Source organism: Gammaproteobacteria bacterium (assembly GCA_033344735.1).
Classification (GTDB): domain Bacteria; phylum Pseudomonadota; class Gammaproteobacteria; order UBA4575; family UBA4575; genus UBA1858.
On sequence record JAWPMW010000001.1, the window covers coordinates 1,256,135 to 1,280,038 of the forward strand.

The 23,904-nt window shown below is 40.2% G+C and carries 26 protein-coding genes; 13 read left to right on the forward strand and 13 right to left on the reverse strand.

Annotation, left to right across the window (positions count from 1 at the left end):
- Positions 1-217 precede the first annotated feature (217 nt).
- Positions 218-1,495, forward strand: a complete 1,278-nt coding sequence (tviB, locus tag R8G33_06365; GenBank protein ID MDW3095274.1) for a Vi polysaccharide biosynthesis UDP-N-acetylglucosamine C-6 dehydrogenase TviB — start codon at positions 218-220, stop codon at positions 1,493-1,495.
- 22 nt (positions 1,496-1,517) lie between these two features.
- Positions 1,518-2,528, forward strand: a complete 1,011-nt coding sequence (locus R8G33_06370; GenBank protein ID MDW3095275.1) for an NAD-dependent epimerase — start codon at positions 1,518-1,520, stop codon at positions 2,526-2,528.
- A gap of 32 nt (positions 2,529-2,560) precedes the next feature.
- Here R8G33_06370 and serC read toward each other — a convergent pair whose 3' ends face one another.
- The 3 genes from serC to mtnA form a co-directional block, all read right to left on the reverse strand.
- Positions 2,561-3,631, reverse strand: a complete 1,071-nt coding sequence (gene serC / locus R8G33_06375; protein MDW3095276.1) for a 3-phosphoserine/phosphohydroxythreonine transaminase — start codon at positions 3,629-3,631, stop codon at positions 2,561-2,563.
- Positions 3,632-3,652: 21 nt separating this feature from the next.
- On the reverse strand, positions 3,653-6,238 hold the full coding sequence (gene gyrA / locus R8G33_06380; GenBank protein ID MDW3095277.1) for a DNA gyrase subunit A: 2,586 nt from the start codon (positions 6,236-6,238) through the stop codon (positions 3,653-3,655).
- A gap of 149 nt (positions 6,239-6,387) precedes the next feature.
- Complete coding sequence (mtnA, locus tag R8G33_06385; protein MDW3095278.1) at positions 6,388-7,437, reverse strand: S-methyl-5-thioribose-1-phosphate isomerase; 1,050 nt, start codon at positions 7,435-7,437, stop codon at positions 6,388-6,390.
- Positions 7,438-7,496: 59 nt separating this feature from the next.
- On the opposite strand from mtnA, the gene R8G33_06390 reads away from it, so the two are divergent.
- Genes R8G33_06390 through R8G33_06410 form a run of 5 tightly spaced genes read left to right on the forward strand, consistent with a single transcriptional unit; the run spans position 7,497 to position 12,248 of the window.
- Positions 7,497-8,813 (forward strand): TRZ/ATZ family hydrolase, encoded by a 1,317-nt coding sequence (locus tag R8G33_06390; protein MDW3095279.1) that lies wholly within the window; start codon positions 7,497-7,499, stop codon positions 8,811-8,813.
- 14 nt (positions 8,814-8,827) lie between these two features.
- The gene (gene ubiG, locus R8G33_06395) at positions 8,828-9,538 is read left to right on the forward strand and encodes a bifunctional 2-polyprenyl-6-hydroxyphenol methylase/3-demethylubiquinol 3-O-methyltransferase UbiG (GenBank protein ID MDW3095280.1); all 711 of its coding nucleotides are present in this window, start codon (positions 8,828-8,830) and stop codon (positions 9,536-9,538) included.
- Positions 9,535-10,233 (forward strand): HAD-IA family hydrolase, encoded by a 699-nt coding sequence (locus tag R8G33_06400; GenBank protein ID MDW3095281.1) that lies wholly within the window; start codon positions 9,535-9,537, stop codon positions 10,231-10,233. The genes ubiG and R8G33_06400 overlap by 4 nt, the downstream gene beginning before the upstream one ends.
- Complete coding sequence (locus R8G33_06405; GenBank protein ID MDW3095282.1) at positions 10,217-11,515, forward strand: DNA recombination protein RmuC; 1,299 nt, start codon at positions 10,217-10,219, stop codon at positions 11,513-11,515. The genes R8G33_06400 and R8G33_06405 overlap by 17 nt, the downstream gene beginning before the upstream one ends.
- Positions 11,508-12,248: an SDR family NAD(P)-dependent oxidoreductase gene (locus R8G33_06410; GenBank protein ID MDW3095283.1), complete on the forward strand. Its 741-nt coding sequence runs from the start codon at positions 11,508-11,510 to the stop codon at positions 12,246-12,248. Before R8G33_06405 ends, R8G33_06410 begins: the two co-directional genes overlap by 8 nt.
- A 129-nt stretch (positions 12,249-12,377) precedes the next feature.
- On the opposite strand, the gene R8G33_06415 is transcribed toward R8G33_06410, so the two are convergent.
- A complete protein-coding gene (locus tag R8G33_06415; protein ID MDW3095284.1) occupies positions 12,378-12,578 on the reverse strand; it encodes a hypothetical protein in 201 nt (66 codons plus the stop codon).
- Between the two features lie 281 nt (positions 12,579-12,859).
- Here R8G33_06415 and R8G33_06420 point away from each other — a divergent pair, with 281 nt between their 5' ends.
- On the forward strand, positions 12,860-13,132 hold the full coding sequence (locus R8G33_06420; GenBank protein MDW3095285.1) for a hypothetical protein: 273 nt from the start codon (positions 12,860-12,862) through the stop codon (positions 13,130-13,132).
- Here R8G33_06420 and R8G33_06425 read toward each other — a convergent pair.
- The 6 genes from R8G33_06425 to R8G33_06450 form a co-directional block, all read right to left on the reverse strand.
- Positions 13,114-13,869 carry a pseudouridine synthase gene (locus tag R8G33_06425; protein ID MDW3095286.1) on the reverse strand — a complete coding sequence of 252 codons (756 nt, stop codon included), beginning with the start codon at positions 13,867-13,869 and terminating at the stop codon, positions 13,114-13,116. The genes R8G33_06420 and R8G33_06425 overlap by 19 nt on opposite strands.
- A gap of 100 nt (positions 13,870-13,969) precedes the next feature.
- Positions 13,970-14,605 (reverse strand): SMC-Scp complex subunit ScpB, encoded by a 636-nt coding sequence (gene scpB, locus R8G33_06430; protein MDW3095287.1) that lies wholly within the window; start codon positions 14,603-14,605, stop codon positions 13,970-13,972.
- Positions 14,592-15,464 carry a ScpA family protein gene (locus R8G33_06435; protein MDW3095288.1) on the reverse strand — a complete coding sequence of 291 codons (873 nt, stop codon included), beginning with the start codon at positions 15,462-15,464 and terminating at the stop codon, positions 14,592-14,594. The genes scpB and R8G33_06435 overlap by 14 nt, the downstream gene beginning before the upstream one ends.
- A gap of 43 nt (positions 15,465-15,507) precedes the next feature.
- Positions 15,508-16,725 carry a tryptophan--tRNA ligase gene (locus R8G33_06440; protein MDW3095289.1) on the reverse strand — a complete coding sequence of 406 codons (1,218 nt, stop codon included), beginning with the start codon at positions 16,723-16,725 and terminating at the stop codon, positions 15,508-15,510.
- A 9-nt stretch (positions 16,726-16,734) separates the two neighbouring features.
- Positions 16,735-17,373 carry a site-2 protease family protein gene (locus R8G33_06445; protein ID MDW3095290.1) on the reverse strand — a complete coding sequence of 213 codons (639 nt, stop codon included), beginning with the start codon at positions 17,371-17,373 and terminating at the stop codon, positions 16,735-16,737.
- 46 nt (positions 17,374-17,419) lie between these two features.
- Entirely contained in the window at positions 17,420-18,037 is a 618-nt protein-coding gene (locus tag R8G33_06450; GenBank protein ID MDW3095291.1) for an L-threonylcarbamoyladenylate synthase, read from the reverse strand.
- Positions 18,038-18,163: 126 nt separating this feature from the next.
- Between R8G33_06450 and R8G33_06455 the strand changes: the two genes are divergently transcribed.
- The 4 genes from R8G33_06455 to R8G33_06470 all read left to right on the forward strand — a co-directional run bounded on the left by R8G33_06455 (position 18,164) and on the right by R8G33_06470 (position 20,221).
- Positions 18,164-18,781, forward strand: coding sequence for a septation protein A (locus tag R8G33_06455; protein ID MDW3095292.1), 618 nt, complete (start codon positions 18,164-18,166; stop codon positions 18,779-18,781).
- Positions 18,782-18,801: 20 nt separating this feature from the next.
- The gene (locus R8G33_06460; GenBank protein MDW3095293.1) at positions 18,802-19,101 is read left to right on the forward strand and encodes a YciI family protein; all 300 of its coding nucleotides are present in this window, start codon (positions 18,802-18,804) and stop codon (positions 19,099-19,101) included.
- 34 nt (positions 19,102-19,135) lie between these two features.
- Positions 19,136-19,945 carry a peptidylprolyl isomerase gene (locus R8G33_06465; protein MDW3095294.1) on the forward strand — a complete coding sequence of 270 codons (810 nt, stop codon included), beginning with the start codon at positions 19,136-19,138 and terminating at the stop codon, positions 19,943-19,945.
- Positions 19,946-20,062: 117 nt separating this feature from the next.
- A complete protein-coding gene (locus R8G33_06470; GenBank protein ID MDW3095295.1) occupies positions 20,063-20,221 on the forward strand; it encodes a hypothetical protein in 159 nt (52 codons plus the stop codon).
- 34 nt (positions 20,222-20,255) lie between these two features.
- Here the strand turns inward: R8G33_06470 and R8G33_06475 are convergent, their stop codons facing one another.
- From R8G33_06475 to R8G33_06485, 3 genes are read right to left on the reverse strand one after another with little or no spacing between them, the layout of a single operon-like run.
- Positions 20,256-21,056, reverse strand: coding sequence for a hypothetical protein (locus R8G33_06475; GenBank protein MDW3095296.1), 801 nt, complete (start codon positions 21,054-21,056; stop codon positions 20,256-20,258).
- Positions 21,057-21,088: 32 nt separating this feature from the next.
- The gene (locus R8G33_06480; GenBank protein ID MDW3095297.1) at positions 21,089-21,835 is read right to left on the reverse strand and encodes a VacJ family lipoprotein; all 747 of its coding nucleotides are present in this window, start codon (positions 21,833-21,835) and stop codon (positions 21,089-21,091) included.
- 42 nt (positions 21,836-21,877) lie between these two features.
- Positions 21,878-23,092, reverse strand: a complete 1,215-nt coding sequence (locus tag R8G33_06485) for an argininosuccinate synthase (protein MDW3095298.1) — start codon at positions 23,090-23,092, stop codon at positions 21,878-21,880.
- 108 nt (positions 23,093-23,200) lie between these two features.
- Between R8G33_06485 and rnt the strand changes: the two genes are divergently transcribed.
- The gene (rnt, locus tag R8G33_06490; protein MDW3095299.1) at positions 23,201-23,902 is read left to right on the forward strand and encodes a ribonuclease T; all 702 of its coding nucleotides are present in this window, start codon (positions 23,201-23,203) and stop codon (positions 23,900-23,902) included.
- Positions 23,903-23,904: the final 2 nt, after the last annotated feature.

Here is a 23,904-nt window from a genome sequence, read left to right on the forward strand (position 1 = left end):
TTGTCCGCGAAAATCATCACTTAATTAAGATGAAGCCTATTGTCTGTTAAAAACCTCCGTATTATTTGTGAATTGGTTCTAACTTTCGCTATAACAGAAGTTTACAAATCATCTGTGATATATTTCCGAAGTTGCCAACGGGTTCATAGATGCGTACGCACGTTTGAACTAAAGTGCACATCAAATTTTAATCAATCAAAATTAAGAGTCATTTTTAATGCATTCAATAGACAATATACATATCGGTGTCATCGGCCTGGGTTATGTAGGTTTACCTCTCGCAGTGGAGTTTGGTAGAAAAATTAACACCTTAGGCTTCGACATCAACCAACACCGCATCGAAGAATTGCGCAATGGCAACGATCGAACGCTAGAAACTGATTCTGATGAACTTGCATCTGCCAAACAATTAAGCTTTACGTCTAATATAGATGATATGCGTGACTGCAACTTCTATATTGTGACTGTCCCCACACCTATTGATGAACACAAGCAACCGGACCTAACGCCTTTAGAAAAAGCCTCATCGACACTTGGCAAAGTCATCTCAAAAGATGACATTGTTGTATTTGAATCAACCGTTTATCCCGGTGCAACTGAAGAAGTATGCGTGCCCATTATTGAAAAAGAGTCAGGCTTAACCTTCAATAAAGACTTTTATGTTGGATATAGCCCTGAACGAATTAACCCGGGTGACAAAGAGCACAGATTACCTACTATCAAGAAGGTGACATCAGGTTCTACCCCAGAAATAGCGAAACTTATTAATGAAGTCTATGCGTCAATTATCACTGCAGGCACATTCTTAGCTAGTAGCATTAAAGTTGCCGAGGCAGCGAAAGTCATCGAAAATACACAAAGAGATGTAAACATTGCACTAATCAATGAGCTGGCACTTATTTTTAATCGCATGGACATTGATACGATTGAAGTCTTAGAAGCGGCTGGTACTAAATGGAACTTTTTACCTTTCCGTCCAGGTCTAGTTGGTGGCCACTGTATAGGCGTTGACCCTTACTACTTGACTCACAAAGCGCAAGCTATTGGTTACAATCCTGAAATGATTTTATCGGGCCGTCGCATTAACGATGGCATGGGCCCTTATGTTGCAGAATGCGTAGTCAAACAAATGACGCGCAATAAAATTCATGCAGTAGATTCTAAAATATTAATTTTAGGTTTTACTTTTAAAGAAAACTGTCCTGACGTACGTAACACTCGCGTAATTGATATTGTTGAAGAATTTGACAGCTACCACGCCAACGTCGACGTATACGATCCCTGGGTAAATGCCGAAGAAGCAAAACATGAATATGGAATAACACCATTATCAGAACTCAAGGCGGGCACTTATGACGCGATCATTGTTGCGGTTTCACATAAAGAGTTCATCAAAATGGGAGTCGATGCAATTCGTGCATTAGGCAAACAACAACACATTTTATTTGACGTAAAACACATCTTCCCGAAACAAGATGTAGATGCACGTCTTTAATCAAACATAAATAAATATCAAAATGAAAGTACTTGTCACTGGATCAGCAGGTTTTATTGGTAACAACCTCTCTCAGCGTTTACTTGAAAGGGGCGATGAAGTTATCGGTATAGATAACCTAAATGATTATTATGATGTCACGTTAAAAGAAGCACGCCTGGCTAAAATCATAGACCACGCAAATTTCACAGAAGCACGCATTAACTTAGAAGATCGCGATGCTGTTGCCGATCTTTTCAAGACTCATAAGCCTGATCGCGTTGTTAATCTAGCCGCTCAAGCAGGTGTAAGATATTCACTCGAAAATCCATATGCTTACATCGACACAAATATTATGGGTTTCACCAATATTCTTGAAGCATGTCGTCACAATGAAGTAAAGCATCTTGTCTACGCATCTAGTAGCTCAGTATATGGCGCCAATACAAATATGCCTTTTTCTGTACATAACAACGTTGACCACCCTGTTAGTTTATACGCTGCTACCAAGAAATCTAATGAGTTAATGGCGCATACTTATTCACATTTATTCCAAATACCAACAACCGGTTTACGCTTCTTTACCGTCTATGGTCCCTGGGGTCGCCCTGACATGGCACTATTCATGTTTACTAAAAATATTATTGCCGGAAAACCGATTGATGTATTCAACTATGGCAACCATCGTCGTGACTTTACTTACATTGACGATATCGTTGAAGGTGTTATTCGAACATTAGACAAAGTGCCAAGTGCCAATGAGAGCTGGTCGGGTGACAACCCTGACCCTGCAACGAGTAAAGCCCCTTATAAACTGTATAATATTGGTAACAACCAGCCGGTTGAACTAAAACACTACATTGCGGTTTTAGAAGACTGCCTTGGAAAAAAAGCCATACAAAATCTTTTGCCGTTACAGATGGGTGATGTACCAGATACTTACGCAGATGTTGAAGCGCTAGTGGAAGACGTAGACTACAAACCACAAACAAAAGTGGAAGATGGTATTGCAAATTTTGTTAGCTGGTACAAAGACTACTATTCTATTCAATAATCTAGCCTGGCATTATTCTTCAACCAAGCGGGCTACGCTACTTCAATCAATTCAGCTAATTTTTTTACTGCGCTAATTGGAGTGCCATTGTACATACTTGCTCGCACACCACCAGAAAACCTATGCCCTTGCAATCCAATTAAACCTTGCTGATTAGCTTTTGCTAGCAAATCGTCAATCACTTGTTTGTCAGGTGAATTGAATGCCACATTGATTACTGAACGATTATCTACACATACGTTATTAATTAATTTCGGATTTGAATCAATCGCTCGATATAATAACTCAGAACGCAATCTAGCTTTTTCTACCATTGCTTTAATGCCACCATTGTCCGTTACCCACTCCAACATTAACTGCGCGACATAACAGGCAAACACAGGACATGTATTAATGATTGAGTTTTCTTTTACATGCAGATCATAGCGCAACAAATCAGGTGTTAAATCGGATACCCGATCAAGCAAATCATCGCGAATAATGACAACACTAAGACCTGCAATACCTAATGACTTTTGCGTACCAGCGTATACAACACCATAATTAGAAATATCAATATCTTGCATTAACATACAAGAGGTTAAATCAGCCACCACCGGGACATTAGTTTTTTTCACATCAACGAACTCAACGCCATTTATTGTTTCATTAGGTGTGACATGTAAAAATGCTGAACCCTCATCAACATCATAGTCTTCAGGCTTGATACAACAAATTTTATCGCTACCTTTGTTCAAACCCTCGATAAATCTTACGTCCACATATTTACTAGCAAGTTTGGCAGACTTGCGTGACCAAAAACCTGTATCCAAATAACTTGAGAACTTTGCATCGCCAGCTAGATTTAACGCAACAGCATCAAATTGCATGCTTGCTCCACCTGGCATAAAAATGATTTTGTAATTTTCTGGCGCAGAATATAAAGCACGCAATAAGATTTGCGCACTATTAATGATTGATAAAAATTGCTCGGAGCGATGACTCAGCTCTAATATAGAAACACCTGTACCAGCATACAATTGAATGCTTTGTTGAATTTTTTGTTTTACTTCTGGCGGAAGCGCTGCCGGACCAGCGCCAAAATAATGCTTACTATTTTCCACTGACAGCTATGATCATATTAACTAATTTTCTGTTTCTTGCTTATCGTCATCTTCACTAATATCAGACAGTGTTTGCACTGCTTCAATCTCGGTCAGCTGCTCTCCTTCACTCAGCCTAATTAGCGTTACACCTTGCGTGTTACGCCCCATTGATGAGATATCTTTAACCTGAGTGCGCACCAAAGTTCCACGATCTGTAATTAACATAGTTTCATCTTGATCAGATACCAATACAGCGCCCACCACTTCACCATTTCGACCAGATGTCTGAATAGCTATAACACCTTGACCACCACGCTTTTGTACAGGGAAATCTTTGACCGGTGTACGCTTACCAAATCCATGCTGAGTTCCAATCAGTACTTGCAACTGCGCCTCATCTGGTTGAATAGATATTAGAGATATCAATCTATCTTGTTCGGAAATTTTTATTCCACGAACTCCTGTGGCAGTTCTACCCATTGGACGCACATCATTTTCATGGAAGCGTACAGATTTACCAGTACTTGCAACAAGAATAATGTCATGATCACTGGTTGTAACTTCCACACCAATTAAATGATCATTTTCGCGTAACTCTAATGCAATTATGCCACTTGCCCTTGGACGTGAAAAATCCTTAAGCGCGGTTTTCTTCACCGTGCCATGACTAGTCGCCATGAAAACATAAGCATCTTGAGAAAAATCTTTGACCGGCAAGATAGCATTTATTCTCTCATCTTCCTGTAAAGGCAATAAGTTAACAATTGGTTTACCTCGAGAAGTTCTTCCAGACTGAGGTAGTTCGTAAACTTTTAACCAATAGACTTTACCTAGACTTGAGAAACACAAAATTGTGTCGTGCGTGTTTGCCACAAATAAATTATCAACAAAATCTTCTTCTTTTACCGATGTTGCCGCTTTTCCGCGTCCACCGCGTCTTTGCGCTTGATAAACATCCAATGGTTGAGCCTTGGCATAACCCGCATGCGACAAAGTCACCACCACTTCTTCTTCCTGAATAAGGTCTTCAATTGTGAGATCTACTTTTGTTGTGGTGATTTCTGTTTTACGCTCATCACCATATTTCTCTTTAATTTCATCTAGCTCTCCACGAATCACTTCCATCAAACGATCAGGACTCTCTAAAATTGCTAAAAGATCCGCGATTAGCTCTAGAAGCTCACTAAAATCTTTGACAATTTTCTCTTGTTCAAGGCCCGTTAATCGATGTAATCGTAAATCTAGAATTGCTTGCGCCTGCACTTCGGATAAATAGTATTTGCCATCTCTTAAGCCACACTGCGCCGCTAACCCATCTGGACGAGATGCTTTTGCACCGGACCGCTCTAACATGTCTGTTACTGCTCCAGGCATCCAGCCTTGACCAACTAGAGCTGTTTTAGCATCTGATGGCGTATTTGATGATTTAATTAAAGCTATAACTTCATCGATATTAGCCAACGCTACAGCTTGACCCTCTAATATATGTGCTTTATCACGGGCTTTACGTAACTCAAACATGGTCCGTCGAGTAACTACTTCACGGCGATGACGCAAGAACGCTTGCAAGATTTGCTTAATATTTAATAAACGTGGCTGCCCATCAACTAGTGCCACCATATTGATACCAAACACACTCTGCATTTGTGTATGTTGATACAAATTATTTAATATCACCTCACTAACTTCGCCACGACGCAGTTCAATCACTATACGCATGCCATCTTTATCAGACTCATCACGTAAACCACCTGGAGATATCCCTTCTAATCGCTTCTCTTTAACCAAGTCAGCAATTTTTTCAATTAAACGTGCTTTGTTTACCTGGTAAGGAAGTTCTGTAACAACAATAGTTTCGCGACTAGTCTTTTCATCAGTTTCTATATGACTGCGCGCACGCAAATAAATCTTTCCTCGTCCAGTTTGATAAGCATCAACAATTCCTTTCTTACCATTAATAATGGCCGAGGTAGGAAAGTCTGGCCCGGGGACTAACTCCATAATATCCATCACAGATAATTCTGGATTCTCAATCATGGCGATGCATGCATTAACAATCTCAGATAAGTTATGTGGTGGAATATTAGTGGCCATACCGACAGCAATGCCGGAGGAACCATTAATCAATAAATTTGGGATGCGAGAAGGAAGAACGGAAGGTTCTTTTTCTGTTTCATCATAATTGGGAATAAAATCGACCGTGTCTTTATCAAGGTCTGATAACACCTCATGCGCGATCTTAGACATGCGCACTTCGGTGTATCTCATCGCAGCTGGCGAATCGCCATCAACTGAACCAAAGTTACCCTGGCCATCAACTAATAAGTAGCGCATCGAGAAATCTTGCGCCATTCTAACGATAGTGTCATAAACAGCGGTGTCACCGTGTGGGTGATATTTACCAATCACGTCACCGACAACGCGCGCAGATTTTTTATACGGTTTATTCCATTCGTTGCCCAATTCGTGCATGGCAAATAATGCACGTCGATGCACTGGTTTCAAACCATCCCTTACATCAGGTAAAGCACGTCCGACAATGACACTCATCGCATAGTCCAGATAGGACTTGCGCATTTCGTCTTCTAGATTAACTGTAGATATTTCTTTTGCTATTGAAGCCATTAATCAGCGCAGAGGGATTTAGTTCGTTTATGAACCAGAAATTATACCATACCTTTCCCCCAGAAGAGTAAAAGTATAAAAACGAAAAATGGCTAAATAAGGCTGCGCTACATGCATTCTACCGTTTTTTAGATATAATTTTGTGCTTATTAAACGCCCTTGTTGGCGAATAATTGAGCGATCTTGGAGACACTCGGTTTCTCTACTGCACCACGCTCTGTAATGAGTACATCGATAAGCTCTGCTGGGGTCACATCAAATACAGGATTCCACACATCAGCCGCCTCTGTAGCTATGATTTTTTTACCTACATGAGTCACTTCATGGCTTTCGCGCTCCTCTATCTTAATGTCTTCACCGCACGTTGAGCCCAGATCAATAGTGCTGGTAGGCGCTACCACCATGAATTTTTTCCCCAGATGTTTAGCTAATACCGCCAACCCATAAGTACCAATCTTATTAGCCACATCGCCATTTGCAGCAATACGATCAGCACCAACAATAATCCAATTAATATTATGCGCACGTAGTGCGCTAGCTGCGGCCGAATCACAAATTAAATTTACAGGGATATTTTCTTGTTCCAATTCCCAAGCCGTCAAGCGTGAGCCTTGAAACCAAGGTCGAGTCTCATTTGCGAATACTGTTTGTAATTTTCCCTGTGTAAACGCCGAACGAATCACGCCTAGTGCAGTACCATAGCCACCAGTGGCAAGAGCACCTGCATTACAATGAGTCATTACTTTGCTATTCGTATCGATATAACTCGCCCCTAATTCACCCATGGTTTTATTAGCGGCAATATCTTCTTTATGAATTGTAATCGCTTCTCTTTCTAAAGAAGCTAACCAATCATTTCTATGAGCATGCAAACAAGTCTGCATACGCTGCAAAGCCCAAGCCAAATTCACTGCAGTTGGGCGCGCTTTAGCCAGCGTGACCATATCCATTTGTATATTTTGCCTAGCGTTATATTCATCAAGCGATTGATGCTTTAGTGCAGACAAAACCACACCATAAGCAGCGGTAACGCCAATGGCGGGCGCACCACGCACAACCATATCTTTAATTGCGTCAAATGTTGCAGGCACACTATTGATATGCAAAAACTCAACTGTACTGGGCAACAAACGCTGATCTAATAATATTAGTTGTCGATCTCGCCATTCAATGGCTCTATTAGGTAAAGATTTATCCATATTATTCAATTCAAGGTTTTTACTTGTCCTAAGCAGGCTAGAAAGGTAAGTTTAATCATATGCGCACCATTCAAACACTTTTATCTGCTCGCCATGTTGTGCCAGTGGATACAGAAGACTCTATACTCGAAAATCACTCTATTGCGATTGATAATGGGCGCATTGCCGATATTCTGCCAACGCAAAAGGCACTTGAGAACTTTAGTGCAAATTCACACATTGAATATGACAATCATATTTTAATGCCCGGCCTGGTTAATGCCCATACCCATGCGGCGATGTCTCTTTTACGCGGCATTGCCAGTGACATCTCTTTAATGGAATGGTTACAAAACCACATATGGCCAATCGAACAAAAATGGGCAGATGAAAGCTTTGTTCATGATGGCAGTGAATTAGCCATTGCAGAAATGTTGCGCAGTGGCACTACGTGCTTCAATGATATGTATTTCTTTCCACACGTGACAGCACGCGTTGCATCAACTATCGGAATAAGAGCTGTAATAGGCATGATTGCACTAGAATTTCCTACTGCATATGCTGCTTCGCCCGATGAATACATATCAAAAGGTCTATCACTTTACGATGACTATAAAGCTGACCCTTTAATCACCAATGTATTTGCCCCTCATGCTCCCTACACAGTTTCAGATGCAACTCTCACAAAAATTAACAGTTATGCTAACGAGTTAGATTTACCAATCCATATGCATATTCATGAAACAAAATCAGAGATTGAAACAAGTATCAAAGAGTTTGGCATGCGCCCGCTCGCGCGACTAGACAAGCTTGGGCTCGTCAATCCAAACCTACTCGCAGTTCACATGACTCAACTTGACGAGCAAGAGATACAGCAGGTATCAGATGCAGGCGTGACTATTATTCACTGCCCTGAGTCCAACATGAAACTCGCCAGCGGCTTTTGTCCGACACATAAATTACTAACCAATAATGCTCGTGTAATTATAGGCACTGATAGCTGCGCAAGTAATGATGATTTAGATATGTTTTCTGAAATTCGTTCAGCGGCGTTAATAGCTAAGGGATTCAGCGAAGAGGCAACAGCTTTTTCTTCAAAACAAGCTATTCGTGCTGCCACAATTGATGCTGCTAAGGCACTAGGCCTTGAAGATGAAATTGGTTCTATAGAAAAGGGGAAAGCAGCAGACATCATTGCTATTAGCTGTGAGCATGTAGAAGCTCATCCTTTATTTGACGTTCATAGTCACCTAGCATATAGCACCAACGGTGGTCGTGTTTCAGACGTATTCGTATCAGGTCGCCAATTATTACGTGACCGAACACTTACCACAGTCAGCGAAGACGATATCATTGCTAAAACTGAGCAGTGGGTACAAAAAATTTCTCACACTTAACTAAATTTATTTACATGACCACGTCAGACAATTTCGACCCAGAAGAAATCGCAAAATTTGAAGAGCTCGCTTGTCGCTGGTGGGACAAAGACAGCGAATTCAAACCACTGCATGATATCAACCCATTACGACTAAATTTTATAGATGAGCGTGTTAACTTATCAGGTAAAAAAGTGTTGGACGTTGGCTGCGGTGGTGGCATTTTATCGGAAAGTATGGCCGCAAAAGGCGCTAACGTGCGAGGCATCGATCTAGGCAAAACACCTCTCTCAGTTGCGCAGCTACATGCCAAAGAAAGCAATATAGATATCAGTTATGAAATGATTTCCGCGGAAGATATTGCCCAGCGCGAACCAGAGTCATATGATGTTGTTACCTGTTTAGAAATGCTAGAACATGTACCTGATCCTGAAAGCATTATTGCAGCATGTACTCAATTAGCTAAACCTGGTGGTCACGTATTCTTTTCCACGCTAAATCGAAATCCGAAATCATATTTATTTGCCATCGTTGGTGCTGAATACATTCTAAATTTATTACCAAAAGGTACTCATGAATATCAAAAGTTCATTCGTCCCTCTGAACTCGATCGATGGTGTCGCAATAATAGACTTTTACCTCAAGAACTCATCGGCATGAGCTATAATCCCATCACCAAACACTATTGGTTAGGCCGTGACGTTAGCGTTAACTACATGCTACATACCAAGAAGTCAGAACATTGAGTAATGCAATAACACCCATCCATGCCGTTCTATTTGATTTAGATGGAACATTATTAGATACCGCCCCAGACTTAATATCAGCGCTTAATAATTTATTGGAACATTATGATCGAGCTAGCGTCGATTTTGAAAAACTTAGAAACCTTGCTTCGCAAGGGAGTGTAGCGTTAACACGTTATGGCTTTCCAGAAGTTACTGATGACATTCAATTCGAAAAACTAAGACAAGAATTTCTCCAGCACTATGCGCAATGTGTTTGCGTAGATAGTAAATTATTCAACGGAATGAAAGAGTTGCTGGAAACGATAGAAGAAAATGACATTCCATGGGGAATTGTCACAAATAAACCCGGTGATTTAACCAAATCATTACTAAATAAACTATCTTTACCACATCAACCAGCCTGCATTGTTTGCGGCGATACACTTAAAGTGCGCAAACCACACCCGGACCCATTACTGCTTGCCAGCAAGACTATTCAATTATCACCACATCATACTATTTACCTAGGCGATGACCCACGTGACATTTATGCGGGCAATGCCGCAGGCATGTATACTTGCGTTGCACGCTATGGCTATATAGAACCAGACATTGATACAGATCAATGGGGGGCCGACTTTACCATCAATAATCCATTAGAATTATTAACCCACATACAATTAAGCACTCCGATCAATGAAATGGGAACTTGAGCTAAGTTGGCAACTAGGTGTTGCAATAGGAATAGCCGCATTATTAGGCGCTCTGATTGCTTATCTTGTTACACGTGCACGTATGGATAAAAATATTCATGCTCTTCATGAAAAAAATAATGCCATTTATACCAGATTGCAAGTTGAGCAAGCTCAAAATATTGAGAAGATTGCTGCGCTTAACGAATCACGAGAACAATTAAAAGAAAGTTTCAGCGCATTATCCAAACATGCATTGGATTCAAATAACGAATCATTTCTACAACTCGCTCAGCAAAAATTAGGTTTATTCGAATCACGTGCACAAGCGAACTTAAGTGAAAAAGAAAAATCAATTGAAACCATGCTTAAGCCAATGGCAGATGCTTTGAAAAAAACTGAACAACAAATCTCAACAATAGAAAAAGAACGTAAAGAAGCATTTGGCTCAATCACAACACAACTAAAACATGTCACCGAAGCACAACATGGCTTGCAATCAGAAACCGAACAACTTGTGCGCGCTTTACGAAGACCAGAAGTGCGTGGGCAATGGGGTGAACTAACTCTCAAACGTTTAGCCGAATTAGCGGGTATGGTTAATCATTGTGACTTTGAAGAACAAGCGCACACAGAAGTAGATGATGGTAAAAATATGCGCCCCGACATGATTGTACGAATGCCAGAAAAACGCGAACTAATTGTTGATGCAAAAACGCCTCTAGACGCGTATTTAAGTGCAGTGCAATCTAACTCCCAACAAGAACAAGAAACTCATCTCAAACATCATGCTCGCAAAGTACGCGAACGCATGAAAGAGTTAGCAAGTAAAGCCTATTGGTCTCAATTCAAGCAATCGCCTGACTTTGTTATATTATTTATTCCTGGAGAACAATTTTTAACAAGCGCTTTAGATCATGATGACAAATTACTTGAGGATGCATTTGCTAATCGTGTGATTTTAGCGACACCAACCACATTAGTTGCATTACTTCGATCAGTTGCTTATGGATGGCAACAAGCATCAATATCTGAAAATGCAGAACAAGTAAGAGACTTAGCGCAGGATCTTTACAAACGTTTATATACCTTCTGTTCTCATTTACAAAAAGTCGGAAAAAATCTAGATGATAGTGTCAGCAACTACAACAAAGCCATTGGCTCTTTAGAACGCCAAGTATTACCTGGCGCTCGCAAATTCACTGAACTTGGCATACAAGGCAAAGAAGAATTGCCATTAATTGATGAGATAGAAAAGAAAGCTCGCGATATTCCAACAATACAACAAGACAAACATGGATAAAAACTTAAAGGACTTCCAACCTCCCCAAGAATATTTACAAGATCGAATTATTTTAATTACTGGAGCTAGCCGAGGTATAGGCAAAGCTGTCGCCTTAGAGTGTGCGCGACTTGGTGCAACTATTTTACTTGTCGCTAAAGATCTAAAAAGACTTGAAAGTACCTATGATGAAATTATTGCTCTCAATGCTCCTCAACCAGCAATTTTGAACATAGATTTAGAGGCAGCAGTCGCAGATGATTTTCAAATAATCGCTGAATCTATTGATAAAGAATATGGAAGGCTAGATGGTCTACTTCACAATGCTGGCCGCGTAGGCGGTTTAACGCCTTTACAAAACATAGAATTAGAAACCTGGTCAAAGCTTATTACTTTACACTTACATGCACCATTCTTACTTTCACGTGCATGTATACCTTTATTGAAAAATTCCAAAGACCCTTCTATATTATTTACCATAGATGAAACCAATAAGGCTTATTGGGGTGCTTATGGTGTTAGCAAGTACGGCCAGGTCGGCTTGCTAAAAATTTTAGCGGATGAATTAGACGGCGACCAAAAGATTCGCGTTAATGGAGTACACCCAGGCATAGTACGCACAGACTTGCGCACTCATAATTATCCTGGCATCAACCCCAATGAATTTCCAGCACCAGAAACTGTGACATCTCCGTTCATTTATTTCTTAGGTGCAAGTAGCAAAGGGACTAGCAGCAAGATTTATCATATTTAATCAAATATTTATAAATGGCTCTTTATTAAGTAGGAACTACGCTAAGCTTGCTATCAATACTTTGATTACAATTTTACTATGGATCATCAACCCCACAGCAGAATGACCGTAGGGTTGGAGATCTCTTCTTTATGATGCTTTCTTAGCAACTTTACGCGCAGCTTTTTTTGCTTTGCCTTTCGAACCTTTTTTGACAGGCTTTAACGCTGCTTTTGTTGCTTTCTTAATCGCTTTAGATTTCTTTTTCTTTACCCCAGCTTTCTTCACCGCTTTACGCGCGATTGATTTTGCTGTTTTCTTTGCTTTTGATTTAGATACTTTTTTAGACATGCATAACCCTTAAGAGTAATTTTAACGACAAAAATATAATGTATATACTTTATATAGTCAAACGATGTGCAATATATAGCTAAGCAATATACATTTTATTACAATAATCTTACAAAATAATTTTTAAATAATCCTAATTTTATATATAGCGGACTTAAATTATTTTTATCCGGATTATTAGTATTATCGCAAAAGACAACATTTAGCCGCTCAATGCCATATCTTTATCGCTTGCGAATAAACTACAATTAATTAACCATGAAAAAAATCAGACGAGTCATATGACCATAGTTAACGGCCTATTGTTAATACTATTATTTGCCAGTTGTGCATTAGGGCTGATAATTGCTCTTGTATTGACTGATTTTATTACACTTAAAAAACCTTCAAGCATTAAAGTCTTATACAGCGCTTTGGTAATCTGCTTACTAACATTGATTGTCGGGATTTCAGTAAAAATGCTATCTAGCGAGGAAGGTAAAAAATGGCTAGATTCATTTTCTGAGAATGGTGATTGTGACAAGCCAAATCGGCCTTATTGGTGCGAACTATAGATTTTTTTTGCTTGGTGGGCTAAAGCATTAATCAGTTTTACTTCTTTATTTGTCAGAAGCCTATGCTGCCCTTTTTTCAGTGCACCATCTAAGGCGATTGGTCCAAATCTAATTCTTATTAGCCGCGTTACGCGCACACCCTGTGACTCAAACATACGTTTTACTTCATGGTTACGGCCCTCTTGCAAGACTACCTGTAACCATTGATTAGTTCCCTTGCTTGGACGTTGCTGTACATCAGTAAATTTTGCAATGCCATCATCTAAATGCACACCCTCTCTTAAATTATAAATTAGCTCAGGTGTCACTCGTCCATGCACGCGTACCATGTATTCTCTATCGACCTGTGTACTAGGGTGCATCAATGTATTCGCCAACTCACCATTTGTAGTGAACAATAATATTCCAGATGTAGTTAGATCTAAACGACCAATCGCAATCCAACGCCCTTCTGCCAACTTTGGCAAATGATCATAAACTGATTTACGTTGTTCAGGATCTTTACGTGAGCAAATCTCATCATCAGGCTTATGATATTGTAGAAATTTCGTTTCAATTTCTTTCTGTAAAGTTAGGTTAACCCCATTAATAGTGACAATCTTTACTCCCTCAGAGGTTTGTCCAACTTGCGCTATATTGCCATCTACAACTACTAAGCCTTGCTGTATCCAGCGCTCGATTTCCCGCCGAGAACCTACACCCATACGAGCCAACACTTTATGTAAGCGTTCAGCCATTAGCGTATATCAGGAAAATACAAACAAGAGAATATTTCATGCTATTTCGCAACTTGCGCGAAGCATCTGAGGAATAAAGAGAGTCAGGCTAAAAATACAATCAGTGATGTGTCTCAATGCCGCCTTCAATTACTTCTAATTGCACAGGTGCATCTGGTGCTTTCTGATCTTCATCCATAAATGCCAGCTCGGGATGCACTTGATCTAGATCTTTTATTTCAGCGAGAGAAGGAAGCTCATTGAGCGTTTTAAGATTAAAATAATCTAAAAACTTTTTAGTTGTACCATACATAGCAGGACGGCCAGGCACTTCTTTATGTCCAACAATTTTAATCCATTCACGCTCAAGCAAGACTTTAAAGATACTGCTACTTATAGATACTCCACGCACATCTTCTATCTCTGAGCGAGTTATAGGTTGACGATAAACAACTAGCGACAGTGTTTCCATAAATGCACGCGAATATTTTGGCGGTCTTTCAACGCGCAATTTAGACACCCACTGCTGAATCTCTACTCGCGTCTGATAACGATAGCCACTGGCAATTTTCTTAAGCTCATAGCCACGATCTTCACACTCTTTCTCTAGCTCTGCTATGGCTTTTTTGACTTCATCTTTAGATGGAATTTGCTGATCGTCAACAAACAGCTTCAATAATTGATCTGCAGTCAAAGGATGATCAGCAGCCAACAGTGCCGCCTCAACAATATTTTTTAATTGCTTAAACTCCATCATTTTCCCCATCTTCCAGTGCTGTGCCTTCAACTAGCTGGCTAGCAGGTTTTACATAAATTGGTGCAAATACTTCAGACTGAACAATTTCAATCACTCTATCTTTTAGCAGTTCAAGAATTGCAATAAATGTCACTATTACTCCATCGCGACCTTCAGTCTTAGTAAATAAACTCGAAAATTCAACAAAATCATCTACCGCCAAACTACTCAATACTTGTGTCATGCGCTCTCTTAAAGAAAGCGGTTCTCGTTGAATTTCATGCGCAGCATACATCTCTGATCTTTTCAACACTTGCTGCAATGCATGCATTAAATCTTTCATGTCAACTTGTGGCAATTTTTCTTCTACTACCACTTCAGTTTGAATAACATTGATTTCTAAAATATCACGCTCAACTCTAGGCAGCTCTTCCATATCTTCTGCAGCCTTCTTAAAGCGTTCATATTCTTGCAGGCGACGAATTAATTCTGCACGAGGATCATCTTCTTCACCCTCTTCCACTGGGCGAGGCAGCAACATTCGTGATTTAATTTCAGCTAACATTGCGGCCATCACTAAATACTCAGCAGCCAACTCAAGACGCAAGTCTTTCATTAACTCAATATATTCCATGTATTGGCGTGTAATATTGGCAATTGGTAGCGTCAAAATATCAAGATTCTGACGTTTTATAAGATATAGCAATAAATCTAGCGGCCCTTCGAAAGCATCTAAAAATACTTCCAATGCATCTGGGGGAATATATAAATCTTGAGGAGGGACCGTAACAGGCTCACCGTGCACCATTGCGAATGGCATTTCATTCTGCTGAGCTTGAGGCACAGCCTCTGATGTAGGTTTTGTCAGTTCTTCTGTCATTTAATTATGTTTTACTTAATTTAATATTCCAAAAAGATTTTCTCTACCTATATACCAGCCCCATGGCCTTCCGAACGTCCTCTAGTGTATCACGTGCAATATCCCGTGCCTGCTCACAACCATCATTAATAATACTCTGCACAGTGGCTAAATCTTGCTCATATTCACGTGCACGCAATTGTATGGGCATCAATTCCTTTTGCACTGCCTCAATCACAGGTTGCTTACACTCAACACAGCCAATACCCGCAGAAGTGCAGCCCTTTTTCACCCACTCTTGTATATCAGCATCTGAATATACTTCATGTAATTGCCAAACTGGACACTTGGCAGGATCACCCGGATCTGTCAATCGCACCCGCGCAGGGTCAGTAGGCATGGTCCGTAACTTAGTTTCAACTTGCTTAGGATCTTCTCGTAATGAAATAGTATTACCATACGATTTAGACATTTTTTGTCCATCCAATCCTGGCATTTTAGAAGCTTGAGTTAGCAACGCTTGTGGTTCAGGTAAGATTATTTTGCCAGTACCTTCGAGAAACCCAAACAGGCGTTCACGGTCTCCTAATGAAATATTTTGCTGCGACTCAAGCAAAGCCTGAGCAACGCTGAGTGACTCCATATCACCTTTCTCTAAATATTCTTTACGCAGTTTCTTGTATAGCTTGCTATTCTTTTTACCCATCTTGGCAATGGCTTGTGCAGCTTTTTCTTCAAACCCCTGTTCTTTGCCATAAATATGGTTGAATCGTCGCGCAACTTCTCGTGTGAGCTCTACATGAGCCACCTGATCCTCACCTACGGGCACATTGCCAGCCTTATAAACAAGAATATCGGCAGATTGCAGCAGTGGATATCCCAAGAATCCGAAAGTGGCCAAATCTTTTTCTTTCAATTTTTCTTGTTGATCTTTATAACTGGGTACACGCTCCAACCAGCCCAACGGTGTCATCATAGAGAGCAGCAAATGCAACTCTGCATGCTCAGGCACACGGGATTGAATGAATAATGTAGCGGTACCAGGCGTAACCCCTGCGGCCAACCAGTCAATCACCATATCTGTCACATGTGGTGCAATTTGCTCACTGTGGTCATACTCTGTGGTTAATGCATGCCAATCTGCTACAAAGAAATAGCACTCGTGCGTATGTTGCAATTCAATCCAGTTTTTTAATACTCCATGATAGTGGCCGAGATGTAGCTTACCTGTCGGCCGCATTCCAGATAATACGCGTTGATTTTGAGCAGTGGTTGTAGGCATTAGGAAAAGTTAAAGTCCAACGGTTTTAGTAATAAGTGTTTGAAAAAAGGATAATGGTCCCTGCAAGAAAAGACTTAGCAAACCCATGGCAAGCAGACCAAAAATAATAAACATTCCATAAGGTTCAATTTTTGCCAACATCATGCTTAAGTTATCTGGTAATACGCCTGATAATACTCGCCCGCCATCAAGTGGAGGAATGGGGATTAAATTCAATACCATCAATATCAAATTAATAACCAAACCAACCTTACCCATTTCAACCAATACCATACGCATCACATCAGACTCCATCATAAAGCCTAATTTAATGGCGATTGCCCACAAAAAAGCCATAACAAAATTTGAAGCAGGACCAGCAGCTGCAACTAAAGCCATATCTCGCTTTGGATCATTCAATCTTTGCATATTCACCGGAACCGGCTTCGCCCAACCAAACAAAAACCCTCCCAAGGCAAACAAAATAGCAGGCACCGCTATGGTCCCAACAGGATCAATATGTTTAATAGGATTTAGAGAAAGGCGCCCCATACTAGCCGCTGTTGGGTCACCCAAATAACGGGCCGTCCATCCATGTGCGACTTCATGCAATGTAATTGCTAACAGTATAGGTGGCGCATAAAGCGCGATCTTGATAATCAGTTCCATTGGTTTAGCAATTATACTGGCTTGGCAATTTCGGCGCTATCAATAATCAAGGTAGATTAAATTCACCTTTACCTTGGCGCAAGATTTCATAACTTGAATCTTCCATATTCACCACAGTGGTGGGCTCTATTCCACAATTGCCACCATCGATAATCAAATCAACTTTATGCTCAAGGCGTTCTCGCATTTCTTCCGGATCGGTCATAGGTGTTTCATCACCCGGCAATATTAATGTACTGCTCATTAGCGGCTCGCCCAATTCTTCTAATAAATGCAACGCCACCGGGTGATCCGGGATGCGTAATCCTATGGTTTTACGCTTTGGCACTTGCATGCGCCGCGGAACTTCACGCGATGCACGCAAAATAAACGTATATGGGCCTGGCGTATAATTCCGTAATAGTCTAAAAGTAGTATTGTCGACAAATGCATAATTACCCAGTTCTGACAAATCCTTGCAAACTAATGTGAAGTTATGCTTTTCATCCACCTCTCGTATTCGACGAATACGGTCCAAAGCATCTTTATCGCCTATATGGCAGCCAAATGCATAACAAGAGTCTGTAGGATAAATCACTAAAGCGCCTTGCTTTATCATTTCAACCGCGCGCTTAACTAGGCGCAATTGGGGGTTCACGGGGTGAATAGAAAAATACTGACTCATCGAATTTACAAGAAATTTAGCGTGTACTATGTATTTAAAGTTGATTATTCCGCTACAATACGCGGCTCTTGGCTATATGCCTATTTTATTTATTTAGCGGCTACTTGATAACAATAAGGTTTCAGGATGAAATTTTTAATTGAGTTTTTACCCATTATTTTATTCTTTGCTGCATACAAGCTTTACTCGCTCATTCCGGCACCAATTATTGATACACTCAATGCTTCTTTGCCTTTCTCTCTAACTCCTGGCAATGAATCAGATGCAATTTATTTTGCTACCTTAATTGCGATTGTCATTTCAGGAATCACTGTACTAATTCACTATATAAAAAATCGCACATTCAATAAAAACCAAACTATTACATTTGTGTTATTCATCATCTTTGGAGGAGCCACTCTACTTTTACGCGACCCTACATTTATTAAATGGAAGCCTACTGTTATTAATTTAGTATTCGCCTTAATATTTTTTGGCAGCACATTTATTGGCGACAAAAACCTAGCGCAAAGATTTTTAGGTGGCGCAATAAACGCACCCAAAAGCATATGGAACAAACTCAATGCCGCCTGGATTATTTTCTTCGTATTTATAGCAGCAATTAATCTCTATATCGCCTACAATTTTAGCGAAGAAATTTGGGTAAATTTCAAATTATTTGGAATGATAGGACTAACTATTGCTTTCATCATTATACAAATGATTATTTTAAGCCGTTACATAATCGTAAAACCTGAAGATTAATCCAGAAGAGTGAACTAAATATGTGGTATGCAATCATAAGTGAAGACGTTGAAAATAGCCTAGAAAAACGTAAGAGCGCCCGTCCTTTGCATGTAGAACGTTTACAAGATCTTGCTAATGCTGGAAAGTTACTCACAGCCGGGCCACACCCAGCTATTGATAGTGAAGACCCAGGTGATGCTGGATTTACTGGCAGCCTAATTATTGCTGAATTTGATTCACTTGAAGATGCTCAAATATGGGCGGATGCTGATCCATATATAGCAGCAGGTGTTTATAAACAAGTGACTATCAAGCCATTTAAGAAAGTACTTCCTTAACACGACATTCAAATACTCAACACAGGAAAAACCTATGCATCGTTTACTAATATTAGCAGTGATATCAAGCGCGTTTATTGTTTCATCGTGTAACGAAGAAAACACTAGCTCCACTAGCAACGCAGCTGACATCCCCGCAGATCAGATTGCTGCAACTGTCAATAGCACTGTGATAAGCAAAGATGACTTAAATAACTTCAAAGAACTTAAAGGCAATCCTCAAGTGCCTGACGATACTGTCTTAGACGAAATGATTGCAACAGAATTACTTCGAGAAGAAGCCATAAAAGCAGGTATTGCAGACAAGAAAGATGTTCGCTTCCAAATACGACTTCAAGAGTCAGAAATGCTAGCTCGCCTACTAATGCGCGAGAAATTTGGCTCAATTAGTTTCTCAGATGAAGAATTAAAAGCGGCGTATGACAAACAAATGAATGACACTGCTAGCAGTGAATTCAAAGCTCGTCATATATTACTTAAAACTGAAGATGAAGCACAGGCTGTAATTGAAGCACTTCGTAATGGTGAAGACTTTGTAAAGTTAGCGAAAGAGCGCTCAACAGGTCCTTCTGGTCCCAATGGCGGTGACCTTGGATGGTTCCAAGCTTCTCGCATGGTTCCTCCATTTGCTGAAGCAGTAAAACTTATGAATAAAGGCGATGTATCAGTAGCGCCTGTTCAAACTGATTTTGGATTTCATGTGATCAAACTGGAAGATATGCGTGAACTAGAAAAACCTTCATTTGAATCAATGCGTGACCAGCTTCAGCAATCTCTAATAAGAGAAGCGATTAATGACTATATTCAAGAAGTCCAAGCTGCAGCAACCATCATCAAAAGCTAATTGACCAATAAAATTGGTTGCTTTTGGCCAAACATTGTTCAAGAATATAACTTGCAGGCTCGAAATTACGGGCCTGTAATAACAATTACACTCGGTACAAATCGAGGAGGAGAACAAATGAGCAATATAGCTGAAGCACCTCAAGACTCTGTTCTACGCAGACATTGGCAGGCATCTCGCGAGATGCAATCTAGTTCTGCTGGAACCTCATCTCAAGCTAATACTACAGCACAATCTGGCGGGTTCTTTTCTTGGCTAAAATCTTTATTTAGCTAACAAATATAGGCACACAAGGATGTGTCACCGCTCTTTAAAATTGTTTTTGCGCATGCTGTATAAAAGCATATAACAAGCGGCCATCTTCACAATAGTATGTATCTGGTACTGCTTGTAGTTTTGCAGACTGTAAGCGCACACCGTTTACCACTGGAGTACATGAGTAAATATCTCGATACTCTGTAACCCGTAAATCTTCGCCACTATCAAAACACATCCTTTGATTGGTCAGTAAAATTTTTCCTTCACCTAAATTTTTCTTTTCAAGTGACTGCTTGGGTTTTTTCTGCAATAGATTTTCTGCTATGTGCAATACTATTGACCATTGACGCTTATGCTCTGCTGGTTTTAATTGCTCCAAAGAACTTTCATTAAAGCACCACCACAACTGCTCCGTTTCTCGCAAATCGATAGAATAGTTAGCAGGATTACAATTACTTTCTGGTAATAGGCCTGTTTGCAAAATCTCCACGGCCAGTAAATTTTGCTGTTGAGTTATAAAAAACTTATTTACAAATAAAGCTTCGGCAGGACTTAATTCATTCAGTAGCGCTAACCATGAATCAATATTACAAAAGATATCTTTTTCTATATAGTGTTTAGAAAAATATTCTAGCGCTCGATTCAATGTTCGTTGCTGTGCTTCATCAGCGAATCGATAACTAGCTATTTCATTAGTGATAATGTTAGCTAATTGATCACACTCAACATTCTCCAAACCCTCAACTAAATGCTCTGCAATTACTTGATTGGATTTATTATACTTTGCGAAACAGCTTTTATGTAGAGAATAAAAAAAGCCTGCAGACTTTCCACAAAGTATGCAGGCTCCCATATACGAAAATAACTCAAATAATTAAGAGTTACTTACTCTTCATCAAGTTCATCATAAAGGTCAGATTCACCTTCAGGAGATCCATCATGAACTAAGAAATCTCTACGGTCTAAGTAAGCTTCTCGAATAAATGTATATTTATCAGTAGAAATTTCATCAACTGTTTCTTCTAGCGACAATAATTCTGCTCTTACAGACACGACATCCAGCGCGACAACGGCGATACGCTCACCAGTTTTAATCTCTACGTAGGTAAGTGGATTCAGTAACACTCTATCAACAACTAAAGATGGAGAATCACGTAAAGTGGACGGGCCAAAGATTGGCCACATGATATAAGGCCCCGAATCCATTCCCCATACGCCTAAAGTTTGGCCAAAATCCTCATCATGTTTGGTAAGGCCCATGGAGCTGGCCACATCAAACAAACCCAATATGCCAATAGTGCTATTTATCGCTAAACGACCGATATCTGAAAATGAATTAGATACTTTACCCTGCAGCAAGTTATTAACAGCAACACTAATGTCATCTAAATTATCGAAAAAATTACGCACCCCTGTTTCGACAAAGCCTGGTGCAATTGCTTTATACCCCTTAGCGACTGGCTTCAAAATAGCTCGATCTAGGCCATCATTAAACCCGTACATAGAGCGATTAAAACCCTGCCATGGGTCACGCTCATCAGCAACATATTGTGTACTAGCACAGCCATTCAGCATCATTACTACGCATGCTAATAGAGCAACACACAACTTAGACATACCCCTTATTGCCACTGAGATTTCCTCCATATTGATTTGTACTTTAGTTTTATTTTTTTATTTTTTCGATTGCGCCTGAATTCTTAATCTTAAAGCATTTAGCTTAATAAAGCCTTCGGCGTCTTTTTGATCATACGCGCCTTGATCGTCCTCGAATGTGGCGATTGCCTCACTAAACAAACTTTCCTTCTCTGATTTTCGACCAGTAACACTAATATTACCTTTGTAGAGCTTTAAACGCACCTCCCCAGTGACACTTTTTTGGGTTTCATCGACTAATGCCTGTATAGCCATTCGCTCAGGACTCCACCAATAACCATTATAAATTAGCTTGGCGTAGCGTGGCATAAGATCATCTTTAAGGTGAGCAAGCTCTCTATCGAGTGTGATAGACTCCAATGCACGATGCGCCTTGAGGAGTACTGTTCCGCCTGGTGTTTCATAACATCCGCGGGATTTCATTCCTACATAGCGATTTTCAACTATATCTAAACGCCCAATACCATGACGACCGGCACGCTCATTTAGTAATTTTAGCATTGTCGCGGGCGATAGCTTCTCACCATTCAGTGAGACAGCATCACCATACTCAAAACCCATCTCAATATATTCAGGCTTATCTGGCGCTTGCTCAGGAGACACACTCCACTTCCACATATCTTCTTCAGGCTCTGTCCACGGATCTTCGAGAGGACCGCCTTCGTATGAGATATGCAATAAATTTGCGTCCATAGAATAAGGTGATTTCCCTTTGCGCTTTTGCTCAACAGGTATTCCACGTTTTTCTGCGTATGCCATTAGTGTTTCACGCGAACTTAAATCCCATTCACGCCATGGCGCAATAATTTTAATATCAGGATTTAAGGCATATGCACCCAATTCAAATCTAACCTGATCATTACCTTTACCAGTAGCACCATGAGAAATTGCATCGGCACCTGTTTCACGTGCAATTTCAATTAAACGCTTTGCAATCAACGGTCGAGCGATAGAAGTGCCTAATAAATACTCACCCTCGTAAATAGTATTACAGCGAAACATCGGATACACGAAGTCACGTACAAATTCCTCACGCAAATCTTCAATATAAATCTCTTTAACGCCAAGCTGTTTTGCTTTTGCGCGTGCGGGCTCAACTTCTTCTCCCTGGCCTAAATCAGCTGTAAATGTGACCACCTCGCACTGGTACTGTTCTTCTAACCAGCGCAAAATTACGGATGTATCCAGGCCTCCAGAATAAGCAAGGACGACTTTTCGAATGTCTGTCATAATGTTTTATCGATTAGTTTGGTGCAAATTGAACCACGCATTATATCGAATGATTATTCGAATAACCTAGTAAAATGACCCAGCAAGAATCCTAAATAGCTAGTTATCTTCATGCCGACCCAACACAATATCATCAATAATGAAGTCAACTTCGTTCCTATGGGTAATCGTTTTCGAGGATTTTGCCCAGTTGTAATTGATGTAGAAACGGGCGGATTCAATGCACAAACTGATGCATTGTTAGAAGTTGCCGCGGTAATTTTAGGTATTGACGCTAAAGGCGTTTTACACTGCAAAGAATCTCATAGTATTCATATAAAGCCTTTTGAAGGCGCCAATATGGAACCAGCATCACTAGAAGTAAATGGAATTGATCCCTTTCATCCACTACGCATTGCTTCCCCAGAAGGTGAAGCGCTCAAAGCTATTTTCAAACATGTGCGCAAAGCTACTAAAGAAAATATATGTAAACGCGCTATCCTAGTTGGACATAACGCATTTTTTGATTTGAGCTTTCTAAATGCGACTGTAAATCGAGCCAATGTTAAGAACAATCCATTTCACCCTTTTAGTTGTTTTGATACCGTTAGCCTTGGTGCCATGGCATATGGCCAAACTGTTTTATCAAGGATTGCGCAAGTATCTGGGTTACCCTGGGATAATGATGAAGCTCACTCAGCACTATACGATGCACGCAAGACAGCTGAAATATTTTGCAAAATTCTTAATACCTGGAATGATAGAGTAGAAAATATGATACCCATGTCCAATCCAGACCTTGCTAATGAAGACCAAGAGCAACCTCAAGAATAAAA